At 64.5% G+C, this 26,317-nt stretch carries 28 protein-coding genes; 17 read left to right on the plus strand and 11 right to left on the minus strand.

Annotated elements, in window-relative coordinates; genetic code table 11:
• Positions 1-82: 82 nt before the first annotated feature.
• From glpD to AB4Z51_RS23675, 7 genes are all read left to right on the plus strand, one after another.
• Positions 83-1,633, plus strand: a complete 1,551-nt coding sequence (gene glpD, locus AB4Z51_RS23645) for a glycerol-3-phosphate dehydrogenase (RefSeq protein WP_085398533.1) — start codon at positions 83-85, stop codon at positions 1,631-1,633.
• Complete coding sequence (locus AB4Z51_RS23650) at positions 1,630-2,706, plus strand: ABC transporter ATP-binding protein (RefSeq protein WP_085398532.1); 1,077 nt, start codon at positions 1,630-1,632, stop codon at positions 2,704-2,706. Before glpD ends, AB4Z51_RS23650 begins: the two co-directional genes overlap by 4 nt.
• A gap of 14 nt (positions 2,707-2,720) precedes the next feature.
• The gene (locus AB4Z51_RS23655) at positions 2,721-3,806 is read left to right on the plus strand and encodes an ABC transporter ATP-binding protein (protein WP_085398531.1); all 1,086 of its coding nucleotides are present in this window, start codon (positions 2,721-2,723) and stop codon (positions 3,804-3,806) included.
• Positions 3,806-4,780, plus strand: a complete 975-nt coding sequence (locus AB4Z51_RS23660) for a carbohydrate ABC transporter permease (protein WP_085398530.1) — start codon at positions 3,806-3,808, stop codon at positions 4,778-4,780. Before AB4Z51_RS23655 ends, AB4Z51_RS23660 begins: the two co-directional genes overlap by 1 nt.
• Positions 4,780-5,586: a carbohydrate ABC transporter permease gene (locus tag AB4Z51_RS23665; RefSeq protein ID WP_085398529.1), complete on the plus strand. Its 807-nt coding sequence runs from the start codon at positions 4,780-4,782 to the stop codon at positions 5,584-5,586. Before AB4Z51_RS23660 ends, AB4Z51_RS23665 begins: the two co-directional genes overlap by 1 nt.
• Positions 5,587-5,596: 10 nt before the next feature.
• Positions 5,597-5,926, plus strand: coding sequence for a DUF2160 domain-containing protein (locus tag AB4Z51_RS23670; protein ID WP_441498087.1), 330 nt, complete (start codon positions 5,597-5,599; stop codon positions 5,924-5,926).
• Between the two features lie 130 nt (positions 5,927-6,056).
• A complete protein-coding gene (locus AB4Z51_RS23675) occupies positions 6,057-7,799 on the plus strand; it encodes an ABC transporter substrate-binding protein (protein WP_247314660.1) in 1,743 nt (580 codons plus the stop codon).
• A gap of 223 nt (positions 7,800-8,022) precedes the next feature.
• Here the strand turns inward: AB4Z51_RS23675 and AB4Z51_RS23680 are convergent, their stop codons facing one another.
• The 3 genes from AB4Z51_RS23680 to AB4Z51_RS23690 all read right to left on the minus strand — a co-directional run bounded on the left by AB4Z51_RS23680 (position 8,023) and on the right by AB4Z51_RS23690 (position 11,209).
• Positions 8,023-9,123: an alkene reductase gene (locus tag AB4Z51_RS23680; RefSeq protein ID WP_354080076.1), complete on the minus strand. Its 1,101-nt coding sequence runs from the start codon at positions 9,121-9,123 to the stop codon at positions 8,023-8,025.
• Positions 9,124-9,296: 173 nt separating this feature from the next.
• On the minus strand, positions 9,297-9,800 hold the full coding sequence (locus AB4Z51_RS23685; protein WP_063985181.1) for a DUF1993 domain-containing protein: 504 nt from the start codon (positions 9,798-9,800) through the stop codon (positions 9,297-9,299).
• A gap of 107 nt (positions 9,801-9,907) precedes the next feature.
• Positions 9,908-11,209, minus strand: a complete 1,302-nt coding sequence (locus AB4Z51_RS23690) for a lytic murein transglycosylase (protein ID WP_085398223.1) — start codon at positions 11,207-11,209, stop codon at positions 9,908-9,910.
• A 334-nt stretch (positions 11,210-11,543) separates the two neighbouring features.
• Here AB4Z51_RS23690 and htpX point away from each other — a divergent pair, with 334 nt between their 5' ends.
• Positions 11,544-12,500 (plus strand): zinc metalloprotease HtpX, encoded by a 957-nt coding sequence (gene htpX, locus AB4Z51_RS23695; RefSeq protein WP_441498088.1) that lies wholly within the window; start codon positions 11,544-11,546, stop codon positions 12,498-12,500.
• A 149-nt stretch (positions 12,501-12,649) separates the two neighbouring features.
• Positions 12,650-13,291, plus strand: coding sequence for a tetratricopeptide repeat protein (locus AB4Z51_RS23700; protein WP_028158277.1), 642 nt, complete (start codon positions 12,650-12,652; stop codon positions 13,289-13,291).
• A 244-nt stretch (positions 13,292-13,535) separates the two neighbouring features.
• On the opposite strand, the gene AB4Z51_RS23705 is transcribed toward AB4Z51_RS23700, so the two are convergent.
• Positions 13,536-13,880: a hypothetical protein gene (locus AB4Z51_RS23705; protein WP_441498089.1), complete on the minus strand. Its 345-nt coding sequence runs from the start codon at positions 13,878-13,880 to the stop codon at positions 13,536-13,538.
• Between the two features lie 162 nt (positions 13,881-14,042).
• A complete protein-coding gene (locus AB4Z51_RS23710; protein ID WP_085402494.1) occupies positions 14,043-14,849 on the minus strand; it encodes a hypothetical protein in 807 nt (268 codons plus the stop codon).
• Positions 14,850-15,073: 224 nt separating this feature from the next.
• Between AB4Z51_RS23710 and AB4Z51_RS23715 the strand changes: the two genes are divergently transcribed.
• On the plus strand, positions 15,074-15,367 hold the full coding sequence (locus tag AB4Z51_RS23715) for an antibiotic biosynthesis monooxygenase (RefSeq protein WP_014497428.1): 294 nt from the start codon (positions 15,074-15,076) through the stop codon (positions 15,365-15,367).
• A gap of 147 nt (positions 15,368-15,514) precedes the next feature.
• On the opposite strand, the gene AB4Z51_RS23720 is transcribed toward AB4Z51_RS23715, so the two are convergent.
• The gene (locus AB4Z51_RS23720; protein ID WP_071916200.1) at positions 15,515-16,960 is read right to left on the minus strand and encodes a helix-turn-helix domain-containing protein; all 1,446 of its coding nucleotides are present in this window, start codon (positions 16,958-16,960) and stop codon (positions 15,515-15,517) included.
• Positions 16,961-17,201: 241 nt separating this feature from the next.
• Here AB4Z51_RS23720 and AB4Z51_RS23725 point away from each other — a divergent pair, with 241 nt between their 5' ends.
• The 3 genes from AB4Z51_RS23725 (at position 17,202) to AB4Z51_RS23735 (ending at position 19,820) form a co-directional block, all read left to right on the plus strand.
• Positions 17,202-18,836, plus strand: a complete 1,635-nt coding sequence (locus tag AB4Z51_RS23725; RefSeq protein WP_085402495.1) for an isocitrate lyase — start codon at positions 17,202-17,204, stop codon at positions 18,834-18,836.
• Positions 18,837-18,866: 30 nt separating this feature from the next.
• A complete protein-coding gene (locus tag AB4Z51_RS23730; protein WP_008137787.1) occupies positions 18,867-19,076 on the plus strand; it encodes a DUF4170 domain-containing protein in 210 nt (69 codons plus the stop codon).
• 189 nt (positions 19,077-19,265) lie between these two features.
• Positions 19,266-19,820 (plus strand): hypothetical protein, encoded by a 555-nt coding sequence (locus tag AB4Z51_RS23735; protein ID WP_085402496.1) that lies wholly within the window; start codon positions 19,266-19,268, stop codon positions 19,818-19,820.
• A 93-nt stretch (positions 19,821-19,913) separates the two neighbouring features.
• Here the strand turns inward: AB4Z51_RS23735 and AB4Z51_RS23740 are convergent, their stop codons facing one another.
• Positions 19,914-20,795 carry a metallophosphoesterase family protein gene (locus AB4Z51_RS23740; protein WP_071916197.1) on the minus strand — a complete coding sequence of 294 codons (882 nt, stop codon included), beginning with the start codon at positions 20,793-20,795 and terminating at the stop codon, positions 19,914-19,916.
• 116 nt (positions 20,796-20,911) lie between these two features.
• On the opposite strand from AB4Z51_RS23740, the gene AB4Z51_RS23745 reads away from it, so the two are divergent.
• Positions 20,912-21,403: an NUDIX domain-containing protein gene (locus AB4Z51_RS23745; protein ID WP_085402497.1), complete on the plus strand. Its 492-nt coding sequence runs from the start codon at positions 20,912-20,914 to the stop codon at positions 21,401-21,403.
• Positions 21,404-21,421: 18 nt separating this feature from the next.
• On the opposite strand, the gene AB4Z51_RS23750 is transcribed toward AB4Z51_RS23745, so the two are convergent.
• The 3 genes from AB4Z51_RS23750 to AB4Z51_RS23760 all read right to left on the minus strand — a co-directional run bounded on the left by AB4Z51_RS23750 (position 21,422) and on the right by AB4Z51_RS23760 (position 23,076).
• The gene (locus AB4Z51_RS23750; protein WP_085402498.1) at positions 21,422-21,826 is read right to left on the minus strand and encodes a VOC family protein; all 405 of its coding nucleotides are present in this window, start codon (positions 21,824-21,826) and stop codon (positions 21,422-21,424) included.
• Positions 21,827-21,881: 55 nt separating this feature from the next.
• A complete protein-coding gene (locus AB4Z51_RS23755) occupies positions 21,882-22,262 on the minus strand; it encodes a DUF2304 domain-containing protein (protein ID WP_085402499.1) in 381 nt (126 codons plus the stop codon).
• Between the two features lie 64 nt (positions 22,263-22,326).
• The gene (locus tag AB4Z51_RS23760; protein ID WP_354080068.1) at positions 22,327-23,076 is read right to left on the minus strand and encodes a glycosyltransferase family 2 protein; all 750 of its coding nucleotides are present in this window, start codon (positions 23,074-23,076) and stop codon (positions 22,327-22,329) included.
• A 124-nt stretch (positions 23,077-23,200) separates the two neighbouring features.
• Here AB4Z51_RS23760 and AB4Z51_RS23765 point away from each other — a divergent pair, with 124 nt between their 5' ends.
• Genes AB4Z51_RS23765 through AB4Z51_RS23775 form a run of 3 tightly spaced genes read left to right on the plus strand, consistent with a single transcriptional unit; the run spans position 23,201 to position 25,455 of the window.
• Positions 23,201-24,373: a hypothetical protein gene (locus tag AB4Z51_RS23765; protein WP_245344171.1), complete on the plus strand. Its 1,173-nt coding sequence runs from the start codon at positions 23,201-23,203 to the stop codon at positions 24,371-24,373.
• Between the two features lie 53 nt (positions 24,374-24,426).
• Positions 24,427-24,942 (plus strand): GNAT family N-acetyltransferase, encoded by a 516-nt coding sequence (locus AB4Z51_RS23770; RefSeq protein WP_085402583.1) that lies wholly within the window; start codon positions 24,427-24,429, stop codon positions 24,940-24,942.
• A gap of 30 nt (positions 24,943-24,972) precedes the next feature.
• Positions 24,973-25,455: a GNAT family N-acetyltransferase gene (locus AB4Z51_RS23775; protein ID WP_085402584.1), complete on the plus strand. Its 483-nt coding sequence runs from the start codon at positions 24,973-24,975 to the stop codon at positions 25,453-25,455.
• 83 nt (positions 25,456-25,538) lie between these two features.
• On the opposite strand, the gene AB4Z51_RS23780 is transcribed toward AB4Z51_RS23775, so the two are convergent.
• Positions 25,539-26,317, minus strand: a 779-nt coding sequence (locus tag AB4Z51_RS23780) for a TonB-dependent receptor (RefSeq protein ID WP_441498090.1), incomplete at its 5' end; no start/stop codon positions are given.

Here is a 26,317-nt window from a genome sequence, read left to right on the forward strand (position 1 = left end):
TCTTTCATCTTGCTTTCGCTTTTCGGTGTGATCTAATCAAAAACGAAAGTAGTCGCTCGAAGGAACGAGCGGTCGCCGGGGGATGCGTCTATTGGAGCGTATTTTCGACCTCGCCATTATCGGAGGCGGTGTTAACGGCTGCGGCATCGCGCGCGACGCGGTGGGCCGGGGCAACACGGTTTTCCTGTGCGAAATGAACGATCTGGCGAGCGGGACCTCGTCCTGGTCGACCAAGCTGGTGCATGGCGGCCTGCGCTATCTCGAATATTACGAGTTTCGCCTGGTCCGCGAGGCGCTGATCGAGCGCGAGATCCTTTGGGGCATCGCGCCCCATATCATCCGTCCCCTGCGTTTCGTTTTGCCGCATCACGCCGGCCTGCGTCCGGCCTGGCTGCTGCGCCTCGGCCTCTTCCTCTATGACCATATCGGCGGCCGTCATCTATTGCCGGCGACGCGTTCGGTCGATCTCAGGCGAGACGAGGTTGGCCGTCCGCTGATCCCGAACCGCTACAGCCGCGCGTTCGAATATTCCGACTGCTTCGTCGACGACGCCCGTCTCGTCGTGCTCAACGCGCGCGATGCCGCGGACAAGGGCGCCGAGATCCGCACCCGCACCCGCGCGACGGATATCAAGCAGTCCGGCGGCATCTGGACCGTCAGCATGGTCAACACGCTGACCGGCGAGCGTTCGCAGGTCCAGGCCCGCGCGGTGGTCAATGCCGGCGGCCCCTGGGTCGAGGATGTGCTCGGCCGCGGCGCCGGCGTGAACGCGAAAGCCAAGGTGCGCCTGGTGCAGGGCTCGCACATCGTGGTCAAAAAGCTCTACGACCACGACCGCGCCTACATGTTCCAGAACGCGGACGGCCGCATCATCTTCGTGATTCCGTACCAGGACGATTTCACGCTGATCGGCACCACCGATCGCGATTATGACGGCGATCCCGCCAAGGTGAAGGCGACGCCCGAAGAGATCGAGTACCTTTGCGCCGCCGCGAGCGAGTATCTTGCCAAGCCGGTGACTTCAGCTGACGTGGTCTGGACCTATTCCGGCGTGCGACCGCTTTATGACGACGGCGCCAGCGAAGCCAAGGCCGCGACGCGCGATTACGTGTTCGAGCTCGACACACCCGGCGGCGTGCCGCTGCTCTCGATCTATGGCGGCAAGATTACGACCTACCGCCGGCTCGCCGAAGAGGCGCTGGAACGGCTCGCACCCTATCTTCGCAGTGCGAAAGCGCGCGAAGGCTGGACCGGCAAATGGCCGCTGCCCGGCGGCGACATGGGCGTGTCCGACGTCGACGGCCTGATCGCCGAACTCCAGCGCGGCTATCCCTTCCTCAGCCATGAGCATGCGCGGCGCCTCGCGCGCGCCTATGGTACCCGCGCCATCAAGCTGCTTGGCGATGCCAAGTCGGCCGCCGATCTCGGCCAGGCCTTCGGCGCGACACTGACCGAACGCGAGGTCCGCTACCTCATGGCCAATGAATGGGCGGTCACGGCGGAAGACATCGTCTGGCGCCGCTCCAAACTTGGCCTGCGACTATCTGCCGACGAGGTTGCCGCATTGAACGACTGGATTGCAACCCACGCTGTGCCGCAAAGTCCCCTGCTGGAAGCGGGAGGACGCCCATGACCGTGACGCTCGATCATGTGACCCGGACCGTCGAGGGGATACCGCACATCCGCGACGTCTCGCTGACGCTCGAGAGCGGCACGCTCAACGTGCTGCTGGGGCCGACGCTGTCAGGCAAGACCTCGATCATGCGGCTGCTCGCCGGCCTCGACAAGCCGACGACGGGCAAGGTGCTGGTCAACGGCAAGGACGTCACCGGCGTCGACGTGCGCAAGCGTTCGGTCGCGATGGTCTATCAGCAGTTCATCAACTACCCCTCGCTCACGGTCTACGAGAACATCGCTTCACCCTTGCGCGTGCAGGGCAAGCCGCGCGAAGAGATCGAGAAGCGCGTGGCGGAAGCCGCGCGGCTGCTCCGGCTCGAGCCGTTCCTGAAACGCACGCCGCTCCAGCTCTCCGGCGGCCAGCAGCAGCGCACCGCGATGGCGCGCGCGCTGGTGAAGGGCGCCGATCTCGTGCTGCTCGACGAACCGCTCGCCAATCTCGACTACAAGCTGCGCGAGGAGCTTCGTACCGAGCTGCCGCGCATCTTCGAGGCGTCCGGCGCGATCTTCGTCTATGCCACGACCGAGCCGACCGAAGCGCTGCTGCTTGGCGGCAACACGGTCTGCATGTGGGAGGGGCAGGCGCTCCAGATCGGCGAGACGCCGAACGTCTACCGCCGTCCGCAGACGCTGCGTGTCGCCCAGGTGTTCTCCGATCCGCCGCTCAACCTCGTCGGCATCGAGAAGAAGAACGGCTCTGTGCAATATGCGGGCGGCATCGCCGCGCCGGCCTCCGGTCTCTATTCATCGCTCGCCGACGGCGCCTATCGCGTCGGCTTCCGCGCCCATCAGCTCGCCCTCGCCAACGGCGAGACCGACCGCCACGCCTTCCATGCCACGGTGACGGTGACCGAGATCACCGGTTCGGAGAGTTTCGTGCACCTGACCCGCGACGGATCGAACTGGGTGGCAGTGCTGCACGGCGTGCACGAGTTCGAGCCTGGCCAGACCATCGATGCCGTGCTCGATCCCAATGATGTCTTCGTCTTCGACGCGGCCGACCGTCTGGTCGCCGCGCCGAGCTCGTAAGGGGGAGATGCGACATGGCCCGCATTGACCTCGTCGATCTCGCCCACTCTTACGGCGGCAATGATGCGCCGCAGGAAAGCTTTGCGCTGAAGCCGGTGACCATGACCTGGCGGCAGGGCGGTGCTTACGCGCTGCTCGGCCCGTCCGGCTGCGGCAAGACCACGCTGCTCAACGTCATCTCCGGCATCATCACGCCGTCGCGGGGGAAAATCCTGTTCGACGGCCAGGACATCACACCGCTGTCAACCCAGAAGCGCAACATCGCCCAGGTGTTCCAGTTTCCGGTGATCTACGACACCATGACGGTGGGGCAGAACCTGGCGTTTCCGCTGAAGAACCGCGGCGTGCCAAAGGCCGAGATCGACAAGCGCGTCGCCGAGATCGGCCGCCTGCTCGACCTTGAGCCCTATCTCAATCGCAAGGCGACGCGCCTCACGGCGGATGCCAAGCAAAAGATCTCGCTCGGCCGCGGCCTGGTCCGCTCCGACGTCGCCGCCGTGCTGTTCGACGAGCCGCTGACCGTGATCGATCCCGAGCTGAAATGGCAGCTCCGTTCCAAGCTGAAGGCGCTGCATCGCGAGCTCGACCTGACGATGATCTACGTCACCCACGACCAGACCGAGGCGTTGACCTTCGCCGACACCGTCGTCGTCATGCATGACGGCCGCGTGGTGCAGAGCGGCACGCCCGCCGAGCTGTTCGACAAGCCGGCGCACACGTTCGTGGGCTATTTCATCGGCTCGCCCGGCATGAACATCCTGCCGGCCGAGGTGAAGGGTCGCGAGGCGCGCATCGGCGGCAATGTCATCGCGCTCAACCGCAGCTATGACAACCTGCCTGCCGGCGCCAAGATCGAGATCGGCGTGCGTCCGGAGTTCGTCGATGCCGTCGCGCCCGCACCCGGATTGCTCAGTGCGAAGATCGACCGCATCGACGACCTCGGCCGCATCCGCTTCGCACGCGTCCGCATCGGCGAGGCCAAGATCGCGGCGCGCGCGCCGGCGGGCTTCACCAGCGCGGACGGTACCGCCGGGCTGAAATTCGATCCGGCGCACGTCCACGTCTATGCCGACAGCCTTCTGGTGGAGGGAGCCGCCTGATGGACAAGACCGTCAACCAAAAAGCCTGGTTCCTGGTGCTGCCGGTGTTCCTGGTCGTGGCCTTCTCGGCGGTGCTGCCGCTGATGACGGTCGTGAACTATTCGATGCAGGACACCTTCGGCAACAACCAGTTCTTCTGGAACGGCGTCGGCTGGTTCAAGGAGCTGCTCGATCCCTCGACCGATCTCGGCGGCCGATTCCTCGCCTCGCTCGGTCGCAATCTGTTCTTCTCGATGGTGATCCTCGCGATCGAGGTGCCGCTCGGCATTGTCGTCGCGCTGTCGATGCCGCGTCAGGGCTGGACGGTGGCGGCCTGCCTCGTCATCCTCGCGCTGCCGCTGCTGATTCCGTGGAACGTSGTCGGCACGATCTGGCAGATCTTCGGCCGGCCCGACATCGGTCTGATGGGCTATGTGCTCAATGCGATCGGCATCGACTACAACTACGTCTCCAACGCCGTCGATGCCTGGGTTACCGTCATCGTGATGGACGTCTGGCACTGGACCAGCCTGGTCGCGCTGCTGTGCTACGCCGGCCTGAAGTCGATCCCCGAGGCCTATTACCAGGCAGCTCAGATCGACGGCGCCTCGCGCTGGGCCGTGTTCAAGGCGATCCAGCTGCCGAAGATGAACCGCGTGCTCCTGATTGCCGTGCTGCTGCGCTTCATGGACTCGTTCATGATCTACACCGAGCCGTTCGTGGTGACGGGTGGCGGACCCGGCAACTCGACGACCTTCGTGTCGATCGAACTCGTCAAGATTGCGCTCGGCCAGTTCGACCTCGGCAAGGCCGCGGCGCTCTCGCTGGTCTATAATCTGATCATCCTGATCGTCTGCTGGATCTTCTATACCGTCATGACCAATGCCGGCGCCGAACGCAAAGTCCAGGCCGAGACCGAGCCGGCGACGGAGCCCAAGCCTTCGGCCGTGCTCAAGCCCGTGACTGCACTCAAGCCAAAGGAAGGAGTGGCCTGATGCACTCAATTCCCGGCCGCCGCGTCATCATGGCGCTGTTTCTGATCTTCCTGTTGTTGCCGATCTACTGGCTCGTCAACATGAGCTTCAAGACCAACGCAGAAATCGTCTCGACGATGACGCTGTGGCCGCATTCCCCGACGCTGCAGCATTACAAGCGCATCTTCACCGACGAGAGCTGGTACTCCGGCTACATCAACTCGCTCAAATACGTTGTCCTCAACACCATCATCTCGATCTCGGTGGCGCTGCCCGCGGCCTACGCGTTCTCGCGCTACCGCTTCCTCGGCGACAAGCACCTGTTCTTTTGGCTGCTGTCGAACCGCATGGCCCCGGCGGCAGTCTATGCGCTGCCGTTCTTCAACCTCTATTCGGCGATCGGCCTGTTCGATACGCCGTGGGCGGTCGCGCTCGCGCATTGCATCTTCAACGTTCCGCTGGCGGTGTGGATCCTCGAAGGCTTCGTCTCCGGCGTGCCGCGCGAGATCGACGAGACCGCCTTCCTCGACGGCTATTCTTTTCCGCGCTTCTTCATCAGGATCCTGGTGCCGCTGATCGCGAGCGGCATCGGCGTCGCCGCCTTCTTCTGCTTCATGTTTTCCTGGGTCGAGCTCCTGCTCGCGCGGACGCTGACCTCGGTGCAGGCAAAACCGATCGCGGCGATCATGACGCGTACGGTGTCGGCTGCGGGCATGGACTGGGGCCTGCTGGCCGCGGCCGGCGTGCTTACCATCATCCCGGGCGCCCTCGTGATCTGGTTCGTCCGCAATTACATCGCGAGCGGTTTCGCGCTCGGTCGGGTCTAGGGAGGCATCGATGGAATCTATTGCATGGATGGCCTGGACGCTGCCGACCGCGATCTTCTTCGTGGCGCTCGCCTGCACCCTCGCGGTCATGACGTACCTCGCCGCGGTCAATCCGGAAGCCGAGCGCGTCGGCGTGCYCAGCATTCCGACGACGCGGGGCGACCGCCTCTTCATCTCCCTGATCACGGCGGCCGTCATCCACCTTCTGTGGATTGCCTTCGCCGGCACCGATACACTCGCCACCCTGCCGATCGGCGAGGAAGGTTTTGAGATTTCGAGCCTCTGGCTCGCAAGTGGAATTTCGCTGGCCACGGCCGTGCTCATTTTTCGCACGGTCTGAAGCTCGCGAAGGGACGGCCAGATCCGGGGGCAACCCGGGCCTGTATAAAATTTTGTCGCTGCAACGGAGGAACAACATGCGACAGTTTAGGAGAAGGAAAGGTCCATTGACCAAGAATAGCTTTCTGACCATGTCCAGCGCCGCCGCCATCGTTGCGGTGTCGTTCGCCGTCTCGGCGCCGGTCCGCGCCGCCGACGACGCCGCGATCCAGAAGTGGATTGCGGAATTCCAGCCCTCGACGCTGTCGAAGGACGAGCAGAAGAAGGAGCTGGAGTGGTTCGCCAAGGCCGCCGAGCCCTTCAAGGGCATGGAGATCAACGTCGTCTCCGAGACCATCGCGACCCACGAATACGAGTCGCAGACGCTGGCAAAGGCGTTCTCCGAGCTCACCGGCATCAAGCTCAAGCACGACATCATCCAGGAAGGTGACGTCGTCGAGAAGCTGCAGACCCAGATGCAGTCCGGCAAGAACGTCTATGACGGCTGGATCAACGATTCCGATCTGATCGGCACGCACTTCCGCTACGGCCAGACCATCGCACTGTCGGACTACATGACCGGCGAGGGCAAGGACGTCACCGATCCCCAGCTCGACGTCAACGACTTCATCGGCAAGTCGTTCGGCACCGCGCCGGACGGCAAGCTCTATCAGCTGCCCGACCAGCAGTTCGCGAACCTCTATTGGTTCCGCTACGACTGGTTCACCAACCCGGACTACAAAGCCAAGTTCAAGGCCAAGTATGGCTACGAGCTCGGCGTGCCCGTGAACTGGTCCGCTTATGAAGACATCGCCGAGTTCTTCACGAACGACATCAAGGAGATCAACGGCGTCAAGGTCTACGGCCATATGGACTATGGCAAGAAGGACCCGTCGCTCGGATGGCGTTTCACCGACGCCTGGCTGTCGATGGCCGGCAACGGTGACAAGGGCATTCCGAACGGTCTGCCGGTCGACGAATGGGGCATCCGCATGGAAGGCTGCCGTCCGGTCGGCTCCTCGGTCGATCGCGGTGGCGACACCAACGGTCCGGCCGCGGTCTACTCGATCACGAAGTATCTGGAGTGGATGAAGAAGTATGCCCCGCCGCAGGCTCAGGGCATGACCTTCTCCGAATCCGGTCCCGTGCCGGCGCAGGGCAACATCGCCCAGCAGATGTTCTGGTACACCGCCTTCACCGCCGACATGGTGAAGCCCGGCATCGCCGTGATGAACGCGGACGGTACGCCGAAGTGGCGTATGGCTCCGTCGCCGCACGGCTCGTACTGGAAGGAAGGCATGAAGCTCGGSTACCAGGACGCCGGCTCGCTCACGCTGTTGAAGTCGACCCCGGCTGACCGCCGCAAGGCGGCCTGGCTCTATCTCCAGTTCATCGTCTCCAAGACGGTGTCGCTGAAGAAGAGCCATGTCGGTCTCACCTTCATTCGTGAATCCGACATCTGGGACAAGTCGTTCACCGAGCGTGCGCCGAAGCTCGGCGGCCTGATCGAGTTCTACCGCTCGCCCGCGCGCGTGCAGTGGACCCCGACCGGCAACAACGTGCCTGACTATCCGAAGCTCGCGCAGCTCTGGTGGCAGAACATCGGCGATGCGTCGTCCGGTGCGAAGACGCCGCAAGCTGCGATGGATGCACTCGCGGCCGCTCAGGACTCCGTCATGGAGCGCCTCGAGAAGTCCGGCGTGCAGGGCGCCTGCGGTCCGAAGCTGCACAAGAAGGAGACCGCCGAGTTCTGGTACGCCAAGGCCCAGAAGGACGGCACCATCGCGCCGCAGCGCAAGCTCGCCAACGAGAAGCCGAAGGGTGAGACGGTCGACTACGACACGCTGATCAAGTCGTGGCCGGCATCCCCGCCCAAGCGCGCGGAAGCGAAGTAAGCGGCACGTAGCGTCATCAAACACGAAAGGCCGGGAGCGATCCCGGCCTTTTTTCTGGCGGATGTCGAGAATGGCGATTGTGCCGACTACACACTCGCTGTCATCGCCCGACTTGATCGGGCGATCCAGTATTCCAGAAACGGTCGTGATTGAACCGAAGAGCCGCGGCGTACTGGATGCCCCGCCTTCGCGGGGCATGACAGCGTCATGTGTGGAGAGGAAATTACTCCGCCGGCTCGGTCGCGAGCGTCGGATAATCCGTGTAGCCCTTCGCGCCGCCGCCGTAGAACGTGTTCTTGTCCCAATCGTTCAGCGCCGCGCCCGTCTTCAGCCGCTCGACGAGGTCGGGGTTGGAGATGAACGGCTTGCCGAAGGCGATGAGATCGGCAGCGTTCGCGTCCAGCACCTTGGTGGCGAGGTCGAAGTCGTAGCCGTTGTTGGCGATGTAGGCGCCGGTGAAGCGCTTGCGCAGGCCCGCATAGTCGAACGGGGCGATGTCGCGTGGGCCGCCGGTGGCGCCTTCGACCACGTGCAGATAGACGAGCTTGAGTGCGTTGAGGCCGTCGACGATGTGATCGAACAAGGCCTGCGGATTGGAGTCGGAGAGGTCGTTGGCCGGCGTCACCGGCGAGATGCGGATGCCGGTGCGGTCGGCGCCGGCCTCGGCGGCAACGGCCTTGGAGACCTCGAGCATCAGCCGCACGCGGTTTTCGATGGAGCCGCCGTAAGCATCGGTGCGCTTGTTGGCGCCGTCCCTCGCGAACTGGTCGAGCAGATAGCCGTTGGCGCCGTGGATCTCGACGCCGTCGAAACCGGCCTCGATCGCATTCTTCGTGGCGCGCTTGAAGTCGTCGATGATACCGGGAATTTCAGACAGCTCGAGCGCGCGGGGCTCGGAGACGTCGGCGAAGGTGCCGTTGACGAAGGTCTTGCCCTTGGCGCGGATCGCGCTCGGCGCCACCGGGGCTGCGCCATTGGCCTGGAGATCGACATGCGAGATGCGGCCGACATGCCAGAGCTGGATGAAGATCTTGCCGCCGCGCTCATGCACGCGGTCGGTGACCTTGCGCCAGCCGGCGACCTGGTCCTTGCTGTAGATACCGGGCGTGTCCTGGTAGCCCTGGCCCTGCTGTGAGATCTGGCTCGCTTCGGTGACCAGGAGACCCGCGGAGGCGCGCTGGCCGTAATAATCGGCGGCAAGCGGGCTCGGCACGAACGTACCGGGCGCGGCACGGTTGCGCGTCAGCGGCGCCATCACGAGGCGGTTGGCCAGCGTGATCGGGCCGAGCTTGTAGGTCTCTAGCAATTTGGTCGGACGGCTCATGGGAATGCTTCCAGGCGGTGACAGATCACGAACACTTGTGCATCGCGACATCAGGCGCAAGGGAGGAGCCATACGGAAAGTGCAGGCGAGCTACGCGGCCTGGTCCGCGTAGCATGATTCATGTGCAATCCCGGCCATGACAGCGGATTTGCGCTGCCACGGCCCGCGATCTCTCAGTTCGCGCCGAGGAAATCGCGCTTGCCGATCTCGACGCCGTTGTGACGCATGATGCCGTGAGCGGTGGTGGCGTGGAAATAGAAGTTCGGCAGCGAGACCCCGCTGAAGAACTGCTGGCCCTTGAGCGTCATGGTCCGGTCCGGGCCCGCCGGGAAGGTCACGTCCTTGGTGTCGGCGCCTTCGAACTGCTCCGGCTTGTACGATTTCACGTAGTCGATCGTCTTGGCGAGCCGCTGCTTCAGCTCCTCAAACGTCTTTTCCGTGTCGGGCATCGAAGGCACCTCGCTATGGGTCAGCCTGGCGCAGCCCTTGGCGGCGAAATCGCTGGCGAGCTGGATCTGCTTCGACAGCGGCAGCATGTCCGGGAAGAGGCGCGAGCCGAGCAGGACGCCCGGGTCGATCTTTTTGGCCGCGCAATGCGCCTCGGCTTTCGTGAGCAGACCGGTCAGGCTGTTCAGCATTTGCAAGTACGCGGGGACGACGGCGTCGTGAAAGGACATGTGATGCTCGCTTGTGAATGGGAGATCTCAGGAGAAACCTGAGCCACTCACATGGGAGCATCACGGAAAATTACAATCGCGAGAGCGGCTTGTGCGGTGCGAAAATTCTACCGGATCATCCCCGCCGGCTGCGCCTGGGCCGTACCGCCGCGCATCCGCGCGAGCAGCTCGGCGGTCGGCCAGGAATCGGCGGGCAGGCCGTATTTGATCTGCATCGCCTTCACGGCGGCACGGCTCTGCTGGCCCAGCACGCCGTCGACCTTGCCGACGTTGAAGCCGGCCTGGACCAGGAGCTGCTGCAATTGCTTGAGCTCGTTGAACGGCAGTTGCGCGACCGGTTGGGCCGGCTTGCGCATCGGAGCCGCGCCCGCGATGCGCGTGGCGAGATAACCCGCGGTGGTCGAATAGATCAGCGAATTATTCCACTCGGTGTAGGCCGCGAAATTCGCATACGCCATGAAGGCAGGTCCGTTGCGCCCCATCGGCAGCAGCACGGACGAAGCGAGATTGTCGTTCGGCAGCGGACGGCCGTCGGGATAGGTGACCCCCAACTGCGCCCATTTCGAGCGCGGCTGCTGCACCGTGAGGTCGGTCTGATCCCAGGGCAGGTTTTGCGGCACCTTGATCTCTTCGAGCCACGGCTCGCCGCGCCGCCACTTCAATCCGTTGGCGATGTAGTTCGCGGTCGAGCCGATCACGTCGTCCTCGCTGCGCAAGAGATCGCGCCGTCCGTCGCCGTCATAGTCGACGGCGTAGTTGACGTAATGCACGGGCAGGAATTGCGTCTGCCCGAGCTCGCCGGCCCAGGAGCCGACCATCTCGTCGGGTGTGAGATCACCACGGTCGATGATCTTCAGCGCGGCGATGGTCTCGTTCACGAACATCTCCGAGCGCCGGCAGTCATAGGCCAGCGACACCAGCGATTTCAGCGTCGGCAGATTGCCCATGTTGACGCCGAAATCGCTCTCGAGGCCCCAGAACGCAGCGATCACCGCCGGCGGCACGCCGTATTCCTTTTCGGCGCGCGCGAACGCAGCCGCGTGGCTCTTGATGTGCTGCTGGCCGTTCTGCATGCGATAGGGCGCGGCCATGCGGCCGGCAAATTCGGTGAAGAGCTGGCCGAACACGCGCTGGCCGCGGTCGCGATTGACGATGCCCTGGTCGTAGACGAGGTAGGGCGAGGCTTCCGATATCGTCCGCTGCGACACGCCGGCGGTAACGGCCTGCTTTTTCACGTCGGCCAGGAAGCGATCGAAGCTCGCGCCATTGTGGCACGAAGCCGCGCGCGGCGACGGGGTTGCGGCTTTGGGCGCGATGGGCTTGGCGGGTGGTGGCGCGAACTGGGCGGAGGCGGGGAGGGCGAAGGCGAGCAGAGCGGCGGCCGCGATCGCAAATCGGGTCTGGAGCATGAGCTTTCCGGCGGGGAGAAGGGCGCGTGTGGAATCTTGCTAAAGCTTAAGTGAATTGAGCGCCTCAAACCATCCCTTCGTCATGGCCGGGCTTGTCCCAGCCATCCGCGCCTTTCGGGGCTTGTGTAGAGGAAGAACGTGGATGCCCGGGCCTTCGCCGCGCCGAAGCGGCTTCGGCCGCGCAGGCGGGACAAGCCCGGGCATGACGGAAATGCAATGTTGGGCATAGCCGCGGCCCCGCGACGCACCTTGAAACCTTGCACCCGGGCCGGGGTCATCCCTACCTGAATGGCGCCGGCCAGAGGTTTGCCCGCGGCCGCCCTGGGAGACGGCCATGAACTATCTTCGTACCGCAATGCTGCTCGCCGGCCTCACCGCCCTGTTCATGGGCGTCGGCTATCTGATCGGCGGCGCCGCCGGCGCCATGATCGCGCTCGTCATTGCCGCCGCGACCAATCTCTTCACCTACTGGAACTCCGACCGCATGGTGCTCCGCATGTACGGCGCCCATGAGGTCGACCGCGCCAGCGCGCCGGAGCTGGTCGGGCTCGTCGCCGAGCTTGCGGGCCGCGCCTCGCTGCCGATGCCGCGTGTGTTCGTGATGGACGAGGCGCAGCCCAACGCGTTCGCGACCGGGCGCAACCCGCAGAATGCCGCGGTCGCCGTCACCACCGGCCTTGTGCATCAGCTCAGCCGCGAGGAACTTGCCGGCGTGATCGCGCACGAGCTCGCGCATATCAAGCATCACGACACGCTGCTGATGACTGTTACCGCGACCATTGCCGGCGCGATCTCGATGCTGGCGCAGTTCGGCATGTTCTTCGGCGGCCATCGCGACAACAACGGCCCCGGCATCGTCGGCTCGATCCTGATGATGATCCTCGCCCCGATCGGCGCCATGCTGGTGCAGATGGCGATCAGCCGCACCCGCGAATATGCCGCGGACAATCTCGGCGCGCGCATTGCGGGCCAGCCGATGTGGCTGGCGTCGGCGCTGCTGAAGATCGAAGGCGCCGCGCACCAGGTCCCGAACTACGATGCCGAGAGAAACCCCGCGACCGCGCACATGTTCATCATCAACCCGCTGTCGGGCCATGGTGTGGACAATCTGTTCGCCACCCATCCTTCGACGCAGAACCGTATCGCGGCGCTCCAGCAGCTCGCGGCCGAGCTCGGCGCGCAGGCATCTCCGTCGGTCGGCGCCAACGAAAACTATCCGCCGCGGAGCCCGTGGGGGCAGTCGTCCTCACGCGGCCCTTCACCCGRTCCTTCCCGTGGCCCTTGGGGCTGATGCGGAACCGGCCGGAATCGCGCCCGGCTTTGTGACCGGCTTTTGTGACCTGGCGCACACAGGATGGTCCCGGCCGGTGTTAACACCATGGCGAGACTGTTCCTTCGAAAGGGGATGCGTGGCCGGTCCTCTGCCTGCCACGGTCGAAGATGACCAAAGCTGCGGTACCATTGTTGATCGTCCTGGGCGTGCTCATTGGCCTGTCCACGCACACGGTCGTCAATTGCGGGGACGAGGACGAGCCCGACATCTGCTCGGCGGTGATCGGATTCTCGCCGCTGCGGGGATCGCTGATCGCGTTCGCCTATGAAGGGCGCGGACGGATCGCGTTGCGCCACGGCGACTGGCGGCGGGCGATCGCGGATTTCGACGAGGCCATCCACCTCAATCCCAACCGCGCCTCGCTGTATCGCGACCGGGCGCAGGCGCGCCGGCAGAACGGCGACCTGGAGCTTGCCATCGAGGATTACGACGAGGCGATCGCGCATGATCCCAGGCACGCCGCGCCCTATCACCAACGCGGTCTCGCGCTCGCCGCCACCGGCGATCTCGATCGCGCCATCCTGAGCTACAACACGGCGGTCCGTCTCGACCCGTCGGATGCGCAGGCCCGCCTCGACCGTGGCCTCGCATTCCTCGCCCGCGGCCAGGCCGACGACGCCCGCGCCGATTTCGAAGCTGCTCTCGCGCTGCCGGCCGGCAAGGACGGCCGCACTCGCGACGCGGCCCGCGCCAAGCTCGCCGAGCTCGCGAGCGCCGAGCCGAACCAGGCCCCCGCGCCGAGGCGGTGAGATATCTAGAGCCGCATTCGCCGCTGCAACCCTCTCCCCTTGCGGGAGAGGGTGGCTCGCCGCGATAGCGGCGAGACGGGTGAGGGGTATCTCTCCACGATTGATCCTCTCGCAGACGAGTACGCGGCTAGAACCCCTCATCCGGCGCCATAGCCGAAGCTTCGCTTCGGCGTTCTTAAGAACGGCGGCCGAAGGCCGCCTATGCCACCTTCTCCCACAAGGGGAGAAGGAAGAAAGTGCGCGCTTACTTCGCCTTCTTGGCTTTGGCCTTCTTCGCCTTTTTCACCGGCTTCTCCTTCGTCTTCTTCTCCACCTTCGCCGGGATCGGCGTGCTGGCGACGAGGCGCATCGAGTGGGCGTAGCTGTCGGCGACGTTGTCGGCGGACATCTGGAGGCGCTTGGCGGCGGCGGTGGCCTGCTCCATCGTGGCCTTGGCCATCATCTTGAAGCGGTCGCCGGTCTCCTTGCCCTTGGCCTTGGCCGCAAGGCCGTTGAAGCGATCCCGGCGCTCCTTGGCGCGGGTCAAAAGGCCCGTATGCAGCTGTCTGGCCAGTTGCCGGATCACGACATCCAGGTCGGCGTCCGCCATGTTGTTCTATCCTCTTAAAACGGTATCGATGCGGGCGGGACTATGCAGATCGGGCCCCGCCTTGGCAATTCCCGGCGGCGCGTCATCCGCAGCTTCCGGTTACCAAACCAAAAAAGCCGCGCATTTTTGCGCGGCTTTCTGGGGTGGCTTGGCGCAGACGCCTTATTTCAGCGAGGCAACCGGACCGCTCGCCGGTGCTGGATCGGGGTCGAAGCCGAACACGCCGACCAGATATTTGTAATAGTCCGGCATCTTCTCCTTGAGCGCCTCGCGCGACTTCGGGTCGTGGAATTCACTTTTGCCGGCCAGGAAGATGCTGGCTGTCACGGCAAAGAATTCCATGGGATTCTTCATCGCATAGGATTCCTTGGGTAACATATCCTTGGACTTGGCAAGGGCGTAATAGCCGATCACGCCCTTGTTGGCGTAGCCGTCCGGCAGCAGCCGCGCGTGATAGGCGTGCAGCAGCTCGTGCAGCAGCACGGCTTCCTTCTCGTAGCGCATCATGTCCGGCCGCAGCATGATCACGCCGAGGCCCGAATCGACCGCGAGGTCGACGGCGTTCGGATTGGTCCAGCGCTGCTTGTCGGGGTCCCAGACCGTCAGCGTCCGGGGTGCGGTGCGCTGGATGTCCGGCGTGACCCGGCCGTAGCATGCGGTCGCGGCGCCTTCGTCGAGGCAGGCCAGCTCGCTCGCGACGATCGGAACGGTATGGAAGAAGCGCAGCACGCGCGGCGACAGGCCGGAAGCTTCGACGACGTCGATCTGCTGCTTCAGATTGTCGGTGAGCTTGTCGACGTCCTTGCGCTCGGAATTCTCCGTCAGGTCGAACATGTAGCCGCGGTAGCTCTGGAAGCCCGGCGGCAGCGCCTGCGCTGCCCCGGCCGACGCGTCGAGCGATCCGGCATGGGATGGATTGGCGAAGAGCGCGCCCACAACGGTCGCGGTCAGCAGCAGCGCAACGCGCATGATGAACCCCCTGATGTCACTTCACCCGGCAGAATAGGCCGCCGCCGTTTGCGAAAAGTGAGTGGGGCGAGACTAAGGCACCGATGTTGAGGCGTGCTTAACCGTTGGTTGCAGATCGCGGGAATGGATTAGTGCCGGGTTAACCAAGCGTGGATTGGTCGCGCGCTTCGGCGTAGGATCGAAGCCGGGCACATGCCCGACAGCAATAGCCGGAGGAGGATGCCATGTATGCCGCCATCCGTCAGGCCAAGGCGAAAAGCGGGAGCGCCGAAGAGCTGGCGCGCCGCATCAAGGACGGCGCCGTTCCGATCATCAGCGACGTCGACGGTTTCCGTGCCTATTACGTCGTCTATGCCGGCGACGACACGGTCACCGCGATCTCCATCTTCGACAAGTTCGAGCAGGCGGAGGAGGCGAACCGGCGCGCGATCGCCTGGATCGAGAAGGATCTGGGGCCGCTGCTTGCAGGGCATGCGAGCGCCGCAGCCGGGCCGGTGATCGTGCATACGCTGGCGTAGGTGTTAGGCGGGTCAGTCGGGCCACATCTTCCGCTGTCATCGCCCGCGAAGGCGGGCGATCCAGTACTCCGTGACAGCAGTGATGGAGCCGATGGGCCGCGGCGTACTGGATGCCCCGCCTTCGCGGGGCATGACACCGGAGCCCCCTCACAGCTCCCGTGCATTCGAGAACGCGAAACTCGACACCCGCCTTGTCGTCTCATCCAAAATCAGCGTGCGCGTGATCGGCGGCTCGGCGCGCTGGGCGCAGTTTTCGCGTTCGCAGAGGCGGCAGTTGACGCCGATCGGCGTGCCCTCCGTTTTCTCCAAATCCAGGCCGGAGGCGTAGACGAGGCGGGCGGCGTGACGGATCTCGCAGCCGAGGCCGATGGCGAAGCGCGGCTGCGGCAGCGGATGCGGCGCGACGGGGCGTCGCACCATCTGCGCGATCGAGAAATAGCGCGTGCCGTCGGAGAGCTCGATCACCTGCTTCAACAGGCGATCCGGCGTGTCGAAAGTCGAGTGCACGTTCCACAACGGACAGGTGCCGCCGAATTTCGAGAACGGGAACGTGCCGGAGGAGAAGCGTTTCGACACGTTGCCGGCATTGTCGACGCGCAGCAGGAAGAACGGAATGCCGCGCGCGTTCGGCCGTTGCAGCGTGGTGAGGCGATGGCAGACCTGCTCGAAGCCGGAATTGAAGCGCTGCGCCAGCACGTGGATGTCGTAGTTCAAGGCCTCCGCCGCGGCGAGGAAGGCCGGGTATGGCATCATCACGGCCGCCGCAAAATAGTTGGCGAGCGTGATGCGGAACAGGCGGCGTGGCGCGTCGTCGAGCGGGCCGGCGCGGCCGATGATGGTCTCCAGGGCTTGCGCGCATTCGCCCAGGCCGAGCTGGAAGGCGAGCTGGAACGCGCGGCCGGGCGGATCGACCAGCTCGGAGATCAGGAGCTGGCGGCGATGGCGGTCGAAACGCCTGAGCGTCTCGCGCATCACGTCGACCGGCATGATGCGGGTCTGGATCGAATGCTTTTCGCGCAGGCGTGCGGCGAGCGCGGCATAGAGCCCTTCGGCCGGCACGTTCAGTTCGTCGCGAAGCGTCTCCGCGGCCTGTTCCAGCTCCGGAAAATAATTGCGGTTGGCCTCGATCAGCTCGCGCACGCGCTCGACGGGATTGGCCTCATAGCGCGTGCCGACGTCGCGGTCGGCCATGTGCGCCGCGGCCAAGGTCTCGCCCTGGCGGGCCTCGGCATAGGCGGCATAGAGCCGTTGCAGCGCATGGGTGACGCCGGGACAGAGTTCGGCAAGGTCGCGCAGTTCCTGCTTGGGAACGTCGATCTGGCGGAACAGCGGATCGGAGAAGATCTCGTTCAGCTCGGCGAAGAAGCGGTCCTCGTCGGCGGTCGCGAGGTCGCGCAGGTCGAGGTCATAGGTCTCGGCCAGCCGCAGCAGGATCTGCGCCGTCACCGGGCGCTGGTTGCGCTCGATCAGGTTGACATAGCTCGGCGAGATCCCGAGCCCCTCGGCGATCTGGGTCTGCGACAGCCCCAATTGCTGCCGGATCCGCCGGAAGCGCGGGCCGACGAACAGCTTTTTCCCCGAGACGGCGGGCATTTTCAGATCTCCCAAGGGTATGAGAAGCGCATCAAGGACAGGCTTATTGACCTATATTCTTTACAAGATTTACAAAATAACATCTATTACATGTTCTGATGTTACATGACATCACCATTCGAATACAAGGCCCCTGTACGAACTTCGCTTTCTGGCGTTTAGCTCATGACACGCATTTCGCAATGCACTGTCAAAAATGTCGATGACAAGTTGAGTTGTCATCAGCGAAAGGATCGAGCAGATGAATTACCAGCCCCGTGGCATCAACGCCCTGCAGAGCCCGGCCTCGTATCAGAGCGAGATCGAGGCAGCCCAGGCGCTCCTCAAGACCCAGCCGACCTGGAACGGGGTGTCCGCCGAGGCCGTCGCGCGCATGCGCCTGCAGAACCGCTTCAAGACCGGTCTGGACATCGCCCGCTACACCGCGGCGCTGATGCGGACCGACATGGCGGCCTATGACAACGATCCGACCAAGTACACGCAGTCACTGGGCTGCTGGCACGGTTTCATCGCCCAGCAGAAGCTGATCTCGGTCAAGAAGCACTTCGGCGGCAAGACCGATCGCACCTATCTGTACCTGTCCGGCTGGATGATCGCGGCGCTGCGCTCCGAATTCGGCCCGCTGCCCGACCAGTCGATGCACGAGAAGACCTCGGTGCCCGCGCTGATCGAAGAGCTCTATACCTTCCTGCGCCAGGCCGACTCGCGTGAGCTGAACGACATCTTCCGCAGCCTCGATAAGGCGCGCAAGGAAGGCGACAAGACCAGGGAGAAGGAGCTGATCGAGAAGATCGACAACTTCCAGACCCATGTCGTGCCCGTCATCGCCGACATCGACGCGGGCTTCGGCAACGCGGAGGCGACCTATCTGCTCGCCAAGAAGATGATCGAAGCGGGCGCCTGCGCGCTCCAGATCGAGAACCAGGTCTCGGACGAGAAGCAGTGCGGTCACCAGGACGGCAAGGTCACCGTGCCGCACGAGGTGTTCCTGGCGAAGATCCGCGCCTGCCGCCACGCCTTCCTCGAGCTCGGCATCGAAGACGGTGTCGTCGTGACCCGTACCGACTCGCTCGGCGCCGGCCTGACGCAGCAGATTGCCGTCAGCCACAAGCCCGGCGACCTCGGCGATCAGTACAACAGCTTCCTCGATTGCGAGGAAATCACGCCGGAGAACGCCCGCAACGGTGATGTCATCATCAACCGCAACGGCAAGATGATGCGTCCGAAGCGGCTGCCTTCCAATCTCTACCAGTTCCGTCCCGGTACTGGCGAAGACCGCTGCGTGCTCGACAGCATCACCTCGCTGCAGAACGGCGCCGACCTGCTCTGGATCGAGACCGAGAAGCCGCATATCGAGCAAATCGCCAAGATGGTCGATCGGATCCGCAAGGTGGTTCCGAACGCGAAGCTGGCCTACAACAACTCGCCGTCGTTCAACTGGACGCTCAACTTCCGTTGGCAGGTCTACGACGCGATGAAGGAAGCCGGCCAGGACGTCAGCAAGTACAACCGTGCCGAGCTGATGAAGCCGGAATACGACGACACGCCGCTGGCGAAGGAAGCCGACGAGCGCATCCGCACCTTCCAGGCCGACTCAGCCAAGCGTGCCGGCATMTTCCATCACCTGATCACGTTGCCGACCTACCACACGGCGGCGCTCTCGACCGACAATCTGGCGAAGGAATATTTCGGCGACCAGGGCATGCTCGGCTACGTGAAGAACGTGCAGCGCGCCGAGATCCGCCAGGGTATCGCCTGCGCCAAGCATCAGAACATGGCCGGCTCCGACATCGGCGACGACCACAAGGAATACTTCGCCGGCGAGGCTGCCCTGAAGGCGGGCGGCGCCCACAACACGATGAACCAGTTCGGCTAACGCACCACGCTATCCAAGAGGAGACTGACAATGACCAAAGGCAGCAATTTCTGGGTGATCGGCGGCGAGTTCGGTTCGATGAACTTCCACAAGCTCGTGGAAGGCTCCGCCCAGGTGCAGGGTCCGTTCAAGACCCGCAAGGAAGCCGAGGATGCCTGGCGCTCGGTCTCGGAAGAGAACCGCCACAAGGCCGGCGTCCGCTTCTCGATCGTGGAAGAGCCGTCGCGGGTCTCGGCCTGACGGCTGCCTGACTAATTAAGAAGACGTCCAAGGACGGAGGGTCCCATCCGGCGCAAGCCGGGTGGGATCGTCTGTTTTTGGTACAGGTCAATCGGCTGTGGGCGCCGTAAGTCTCTGGAATTGTGAGCCCTTTGCGGACCGTTTGGTTGCTGATAGGTTAATGGCGGAAAGTCGAGGACGAGGCCGACAATGTCAGAGCCTGAGACCAGCGGGACCCATCCCAGCCAGCCGCGCCCGGTGCGGCTGCGCGACGCGCTGCTGCGCGCACGGATCGAGGCCGCCGACCGGACCGGTGTGGTCGTCGATTTGCGCGACGCGGAGGTGGCGCGGCTGGAGATCCTCAACGACGCGCTCGATCCCCTGTTCGCGCAGGTGCCTGACCAGATCGACCTGTTCGATCGCGGCATCAGCCAGGGCGATACGCCCAGACTCTGGATCGATGTCGTCGCACACATCATGATGGGGCGCGACAAGCGGATGTACCGCTTCGTCCAGGACACCCGCTTCGGCCGTATCGTGCTCGCCGAATCGCACGACACCGCAGCGATCGTCGAAGCCGTGACGGACTACGTCGCCCGCCGCATGATCGAGCGCGAGCACGCCATGGTGGTGCCATCAGAGCCGAAGCCCGCGGCCGCCGAGCCGCCGCGCCGCTCGCGCCTCTGGCCGTTCGTGTTCGGATTCATTTTCGGCGCGGCCGCCTTGTTCGGCCTCGCCGTGCTGGCGGCCCTGCGGAGCTGGTGAGACGCTCGCCGTCGTCATTGCGAGCGCAGCGAAGCAATCCAGGAATCTTTCCGCGGAGAAGCTCTGGATTTCTTCGCTCGCAATGACGGCGAACTAGATCAACCTTGCCTGCTTGATCTGCCGGATCTGAAATCCGGATCCGAGGCCCCGCACGGTCTGCTCGCAGCGCCAGCCGGAATTGTCTTTCTCGATCGTGAACAGGTTATACGCTGCCGCCGGGTAACGCCCGTGGGCGAGCGCGGAGGCCGACGGCACGCCGACCGCGGGGATGTTGCCGTTGGGGCCTTCGAACCACATGGTCGAATGAATGTGGTCGTGCCCGTGCAGGATCAGCTCGACGCCGTGACGCTTGATCAGTGCCAGCAGCGCGGCCGCATCGGTCATCCGTTTCTGGCGCGCGCCGGACTTCAGGGGATGATGCACCAGCAGCACGCGGAAGGCGTCCTCGGCGGCGAGGCGGTCGAGGACCGCTTCGAGGGACGCGAGCTGATCGCGGCCGAGCGTGCCCGTCGCCATCAGCGGCAGGGTCGGCACCGCCGTGGACAGGCTGATCAGCGCGAGCGGCCCGCGCCGGCGTACGCCCGGAAAGCCGACACTGCCGTCATCGCCAGTGAGATAAGGCGCAAACGTCTCGCCGAAGCGGTGAGAGGTGGCGCGGACATAGGCATCGTGATTGCCGGGAATGGTGGTGACGCGGTCGGGCGGACCGACGCCGTCGAGCCAGGCGCGCGCTGGCGCGAACTCCGCCTCCAGTGCCAGATTGACGAGATCGCCGGTGACCGCGATGTGGTCGGGCGTCTGCGCCTGGACGTCGGCGACAAGCGCGTCGAGCACCTCGCGGCGCTGGTATTTGTGGCGGTTGCGCGTCCAGTTGACGTAGCCGAGCGCGCGCTTGCCCGCGAGCTCGATCAGCCGTGGCTTCGGCAACGGCGGCAGATGCGGGTCGGACAGATGGGCGAGCGTGAAGGGGGCCATGGCGCGCGATTGCCTCGCTATTCGTCCGCTGTAATGGCAAGGTCGCGAGAACTGTGCAAGCGGGGCCCGGACCGGGGCCTCATGGCAGTTTTCTTGGGAGTTTTCTTGGAAGCCTGATGGGGGATCGTCTGAACAGCGTCCGACGGACATTCGAACCGCTGCTGCGGCGAATCTTCCACGCCTATTTCCTGCTTGTCCGCGGCATGACGCTCGGCGTCCGCGCCGTGGTGCTGGATTCCGAGAACCGGGTGTTCCTGGTCAGGCACAGCTACATCACCGGCTGGTATCTGCCCGGCGGCGGCGTCGATCTCGGCGAGACCATGGAGCAGGCGATGCGGCGCGAGCTCAAGGAGGAAGGGGACATCGATCTCACCGGTGACGCGGTGCTGCACGGCATCTTCCTCAACAGCCACGTCTCCCGCCGCGACCACGTCGCGGTCTATGTGGTCAGGCAGTTCAAGCAGGATCGCGTCCCTGAGCCCAACCACGAGATCGTCGAATGCGGGTTCTTCGCGATCAATGCGCTGCCCGAGGGCACCACACACGGCACGCGGCAAAGGCTCGCGGAAGTGCTGGACGGCAAGCCGCCGACCGCGACTTGGCGTTGAAGCGATCCGGCCGAATCCTCAAGCCCGAACCGGCTGCCCGATCCCCAGCAAGTTACCTTCGCTGTCGCGGAACCAGGCACCTCGCTCGCCAGTACCCTTGCTCGGATAGTTGCCCGTGATCTCCGCAATTCCATCGACGGTCTTCAAGCCGGGCAAATCATAGTCCTCGAACGCCACGCCGCGTGTGCGAAGTTCGCGCACGGTTGCCTCGATATCCTCGACTTCCCACCCCATTTGCGTGTGCGTGCCGGATTGCGTCCCGGCCGAGACGAATATCGCAAACTCGCCGGCCGCGCAGACGTAGCGCAGCCCACCCTCGCGCTGCTCGACCGGCTCGAGCCCGAGCTTTTCCGAATAGAACGCCCGCGCGCGGTCGAGGTCTTTGGCTGGAAGCCGGGTTGCCACCTTCGCGTTCTTCAGCATGCCCGCTCTCCCTGTCTTTGCCTCGCGACGACGCTGGATTTCCTCGGCTACGCGCTCATGACTCGACGCCCCGACGGCCCTCCTTCGCCTGCAGCTCCAGCACCAGCAGGCTCTGCTCCTGGATCAGCGCGCAGTTCTGCCGCTCAAGCCGGTGCAGTCGCGCCGTCATGTTGTGCATGAACGCGAACACCACCAGGAACAGGGCGCCGAACATCACGACGAACGGAAACACGACGCCGGTCAGATGGCTGACGAGATAGGCCAGTGTCGGAAACAGCGTGAAGCCCGCGGGGATGATCGCCACCATGGACAGCATCAGGAAGTCGTAGAGATCGAACTTGCCTTGCATCGTCTTGCGCAGCAGCACCAGCATGTAGATCAGCGCAAAGGCGGAGACGACGACGACCGTCTCCGGACTTGGAAGGGCATCTGTCACGGCTGCCTCCTCAGAATGTTCGACGAGATGATGAGACCACAAATCGGAACGGGGACGCTCGGCGTCATGACGCCCTCACGAGGCGCGCGAGCAGGATATAACCGAGCACCCGGATCATGTAGCTCGCCGACTTCAATCCGTCGATCGAGCTGACGCCGGTCTCGCGCGCCCGCATCTCGACCGGAACTTCGCTGACCGTGAGGCCTGCGCGCATGGCCCAGGCCAGCGAGATCGGCTCCGGAAAATCCGTCGGATACGCTTTTGCGAAGAAGGCGATGGCGGAACGGTCGAGCAATCGCATGCCGCTGGTCGGATCGGTGATGCGGCCGCCGCTGAACAGGCCGTTGAGCGCAAGCACGATCAGCCTGATGCCGGCGCGCCGCATGCGCGTGGAGCAGAAACCGGCATGGTCGATGAAGCGGCTTCCGATGGTGATGTTGGTCGGGTCGTTGCGATAGGCCTCCAGAAGCGTCTCGATGGCGCGCGGATCATGCTGCCCGTCGCCGTCGATCTGGATGCAGAAATCAAAATCCTGACGCGCCGCGTATTTGATGCCGGTCTGCACGGCGCCGCCGATGCCGAGATTCTGCGCGAGGCGGGCGACCGGCGAGCGGCAGCTTGCCACCGCGGATGTCGCGTCCGACGAGCCGTCGTCGACGACCAGGGTGTGGTAGCCGCGGCCGGTTGCTGCGATCTCGCTCAGGAGACCGCCGACCGAGGCCTCCTCGTTGAAGCAGGGAATGATGATGAGGACTCGCGACGAGCCCTGCTGCGGTGCGGCAGCACCGCTGCGGCACGTGTCAGTTGAACCCAAGCCCAGTCCCGTATCGGCCACGTCTGCCTCACCTCCAGAATCCCCACTTTGCTATACTTGCCGGTGCTTTTCCTGTACAGGCGGCGGGCCATTTCAAGCTGCGGGGGCCGCCCGGCGAATGCCGATGAGAGCTGTCAAAGTATTTTTTTCAATTGTGTTTCTGGCAATTCTGGCCAGCAACATCAGGCTGACCTCGCATTGGAGCGAGAGCCGCGGCGTCTATGACGACATCTGCTATCTCAGGCAGGCGCATCTGTTCCAGCGCTTCGGCTGGCAAGGGCTCGACACCAGCCTCGCCCGTGAAACCGACGGCTATCTCGCGGCCAAGTTGCGAAGTATCGATTTTCCGAACTGGAACGAACCGACGCGGGCACCCTGCCACACCCAGACTGCCGACGGCAGCAAATGGGTGATGACGCCGCCGCCGGGCACGGGCTTCGTGCTGGCGCTGTTCCCGGAGGGGTTCCAGGTCGTTCCGCTCTATATGCTGGCCAACGCGATCGTCGCTGGCCTTGCGCTGTTCGGCATGTGGCGGGCGCAGGAGAAGGTCGGCTTGACGCTCGCCGCGTTGCTCGGCGCGCTCTCGATCTACTTCATGATCAATCCGACCAAGGCGAGCTATTCGATGGCGCCGACCATGGTCGTCTGCGCGCTGGCGGGTCTGTTCACCGCAAGACTGTTCGTCGATGAAGGCCGGCGCCGCCTGCTGATGGTCGCTGCCGTCGGCGTGCTGCTCGGCCTGTCCGCGAGCTTTCGGATCGCCAACGTGGTTCTGTCGGCCGGCTATTTCCTGTTCTTCGGATTGTCGTTCCTGATCTGGCGTACCCGCGAGACGTTCGTTTCAGGACTCGCGCTCGGCCTTTCGTTCCTCGTCGGGCTGTTGCCGGTGTTCGCGGCGAACCTGGTCAACTCAGGCAATCCGCTGGTCTCGGCCTATGGCGGCCAGGATACGGCCCCGCGGAGTCTCGACCCGGCCGTGCTGTTGGCCTATCTCCGCGACACGCAGTTCCCGTTGATCGTGATCGCCTGCGTCGGGACCGCGCTGTTGTGGCGCTTCGCCGGCCATGGCGGCGTCAGGAAACTCGCGTTGCTGGTGGCGGGCAATCTCGCGCTGAATCTGGCGTTCTTTGCCACGCATCCGGTCTTCACGCAGTACTATGTCATCCCGATCCTGATGCTGTCGCTCTGGACGCTGCTGTTCGCGGCCGTCCTCAGCCGCGGTCCGGCACAGGGTTTTATCGCCCACGAGGCCGATGGACCGCGGCCGTCTGAGATGTTATCCCGCATCTCGCATTGACGCGTTTTCCTGACGCGAACCTGAAACCACTTCGCTCGAAGACGCATGCCGACATGACCGATCTCTCGCTCACCATCCTTCCGGAAGCCGCCGGCGACGCCCAGGCGATCGAACGGCTGCACGAGCGCACCTTCGGCCCCGGCCGTTTCGTGCTCAGCGCTTACCGCATTCGCGAGCACGTCGACCATCTGCTCGATGTGTCCTTCACGGCCCGCATCGGCACGCTGCTGGTCGGCTCGGTCAGGCAATTGCCGGTGCTGGTCGGCGAGACGCAGGCCCTGCTGCTCGGGCCGCTCACCGTCGAGCCGCCGTTCCGCGACCGCGGCATCGGCCGTCTCCTGATGGAGCGCGCGCTGAAGGACGCCAAGGAGAAGGGGCACCGTCTGGTGCTGCTGGTCGGCGACGAGCCCTATTACAGCCGTGTCGGCTTCAAGCCGGTGCCGAAGGGCCGCGTCACCATGCCGGGCCCGGTCGACGCCGCGCGCATCCTGGTGTTCGAGCTCGTCGACGGCGCTTTCGAGGGCGTGTCGGGGCAGGTAACGCCCGACTGGAGCAAGGCGCGAGGCTAGGGCTACGATACCTCTTGCGGAGTATCCATGATGCAGGTGCGGCCCGCTGATGCCGGTGAAGTCGATCATATCGCTCAGCTGTGGCACGATGCCTGGCATGGGTCGCATGCCTCGCTTGCGCCGCCAGAACTGGTCCGCCTTCGCACGCTCCCGAATTTTCGCGATCGGCTGGCGGTCATGCTTCCCGACATCCGCGTCGTCGGCCCGGCCGGCGCGCCGCTCGGCTTCTGCGCAGTCAGGGCTGACGAATTGTATCAGCTCTTCGTATCGCCGAAGGCGCACGGCGCGGGCGTGGCCGCGGCGCTGATCTCCGACGCAGAGGCCCGCCTTGCCGCGCGCGGCGTGGAGCTGGCGTGGCTCGCCTGCGCCGTCGGCAACGCGCGCGCTGCGCGGTTCTACGAGAAGAGCGGTTGGCGCAACGCCGGCACCTTCGTGATGATGACGGACACCTCGAACGGGCCGTTCCCCGTCGATCAGTGGCGCTTCGAGAAGCGGCTGACGCGCAGCCCGTAGCCCGGAATTCGCTCCGCTCCATCCGGGCTACGGCTCACTCAACGCGCCTGTGCCGGGGCCCGCAGGCCCCGACTGAGTCGCGACTAGAACTTGAAGTTGGCGAACGCCCGCACGCCGATGCCGGGCATCAGAACCTCGTCCTTGGTGTAGGACACCGAGTTGCGGATGTTTTCGTTGAGGAGATTGTTGCCGACGATGCCGGCCGTCATCTCGCGCGCGCCGAACAGACGCGGATCGAGCTTGGTCCTGTAGCTGACCTCGGCCTTCAGCAGATTGTAGCCCGGCGTTGGCGTCTCCGCGATCACGGCGACGTTGTTCTGCGCGAAAGCGTGCAACAGGTTGACGCGCATCAGCCAGTTGTCGTCGCGCCAGAACACGCCGCCGCCTATCCGCAGCGGCGGAATGCGCGGCACGTTGGTGCCGTCGGTGAAGGTGGCGCGCACCACGTCGAACTGGTTCTCGATGCCCCAGATGCCGCCCTGGAATGCGCCGACGTCGAGCTGCGACTGGAATTCGCCGCCGCGGAAATTGGCATTGCGTTGCGAATAGACGGCCTGGTTCAACTCGGCGCCCGGCGTGCCGCAGGACGCAAAACTGTCGTCGCACATCACGCCGGTGAGGCGGCGAAAGATGAAATTGTCGAAATGCGTGTAGTAGACGGTCGCCTCGAACCGGAACGGCCCCGTCGCCTTGCGCAGTCCAACCTCGACCGACTCAGCGGTCTCGATCGTGAGGTTCGGATTGCCGATGTCGAACGTCGCGGTCGCATCATGCGCACCGCGCGAGAACAGTTCGGCCGGCTTCGGCGCGCGCTCGACATATTGTGCGGTGATGCTGCCGACCATGCCGCCCGGCAGGTCCT

Origin of the sequence: Bradyrhizobium sp. 2TAF36 (assembly GCF_052114925.1) — a bacterium.
In the GTDB taxonomy this organism is placed as follows: Bacteria; Pseudomonadota; Alphaproteobacteria; order Rhizobiales; family Xanthobacteraceae; genus Bradyrhizobium; species Bradyrhizobium barranii.

Bases quoted from the DNA above. Each gene is read 5' to 3' on its own strand.
- glpD (WP_085398533.1), top strand. From the start codon at position 83: ATGCGTCTATTGGAGCGTATTTTCGACCTCGCCATTATCGGAGGCGGT.
- AB4Z51_RS23650 (WP_085398532.1), top strand. From the start codon at position 1,630: ATGACCGTGACGCTCGATCATGTGACCCGGACCGTCGAGGGGATACCG.
- AB4Z51_RS23655 (WP_085398531.1), top strand. From the start codon at position 2,721: ATGGCCCGCATTGACCTCGTCGATCTCGCCCACTCTTACGGCGGCAAT.
- AB4Z51_RS23665 (WP_085398529.1), top strand. From the start codon at position 4,780: ATGCACTCAATTCCCGGCCGCCGCGTCATCATGGCGCTGTTTCTGATC.
- AB4Z51_RS23680 (WP_354080076.1), bottom strand. From the start codon at position 9,123: ATGAGCCGTCCGACCAAATTGCTAGAGACCTACAAGCTCGGCCCGATC.
- AB4Z51_RS23685 (WP_063985181.1), bottom strand. From the start codon at position 9,800: ATGTCCTTTCACGACGCCGTCGTCCCCGCGTACTTGCAAATGCTGAAC.
- AB4Z51_RS23690 (WP_085398223.1), bottom strand. From the start codon at position 11,209: ATGCTCCAGACCCGATTTGCGATCGCGGCCGCCGCTCTGCTCGCCTTC.
- AB4Z51_RS23700 (WP_028158277.1), top strand. From the start codon at position 12,650: ATGACCAAAGCTGCGGTACCATTGTTGATCGTCCTGGGCGTGCTCATT.
- AB4Z51_RS23705 (WP_441498089.1), bottom strand. From the start codon at position 13,880: ATGGCGGACGCCGACCTGGATGTCGTGATCCGGCAACTGGCCAGACAG.
- AB4Z51_RS23710 (WP_085402494.1), bottom strand. From the start codon at position 14,849: ATGCGCGTTGCGCTGCTGCTGACCGCGACCGTTGTGGGCGCGCTCTTC.
- AB4Z51_RS23715 (WP_014497428.1), top strand. From the start codon at position 15,074: ATGTATGCCGCCATCCGTCAGGCCAAGGCGAAAAGCGGGAGCGCCGAA.
- AB4Z51_RS23720 (WP_071916200.1), bottom strand. From the start codon at position 16,960: ATGCCCGCCGTCTCGGGGAAAAAGCTGTTCGTCGGCCCGCGCTTCCGG.
- AB4Z51_RS23730 (WP_008137787.1), top strand. From the start codon at position 18,867: ATGACCAAAGGCAGCAATTTCTGGGTGATCGGCGGCGAGTTCGGTTCG.
- AB4Z51_RS23735 (WP_085402496.1), top strand. From the start codon at position 19,266: ATGTCAGAGCCTGAGACCAGCGGGACCCATCCCAGCCAGCCGCGCCCG.
- AB4Z51_RS23740 (WP_071916197.1), bottom strand. From the start codon at position 20,795: ATGGCCCCCTTCACGCTCGCCCATCTGTCCGACCCGCATCTGCCGCCG.
- AB4Z51_RS23745 (WP_085402497.1), top strand. From the start codon at position 20,912: ATGGGGGATCGTCTGAACAGCGTCCGACGGACATTCGAACCGCTGCTG.
- AB4Z51_RS23750 (WP_085402498.1), bottom strand. From the start codon at position 21,826: ATGCTGAAGAACGCGAAGGTGGCAACCCGGCTTCCAGCCAAAGACCTC.
- AB4Z51_RS23765 (WP_245344171.1), top strand. From the start codon at position 23,201: ATGAGAGCTGTCAAAGTATTTTTTTCAATTGTGTTTCTGGCAATTCTG.
- AB4Z51_RS23770 (WP_085402583.1), top strand. From the start codon at position 24,427: ATGACCGATCTCTCGCTCACCATCCTTCCGGAAGCCGCCGGCGACGCC.
- AB4Z51_RS23775 (WP_085402584.1), top strand. From the start codon at position 24,973: ATGCAGGTGCGGCCCGCTGATGCCGGTGAAGTCGATCATATCGCTCAG.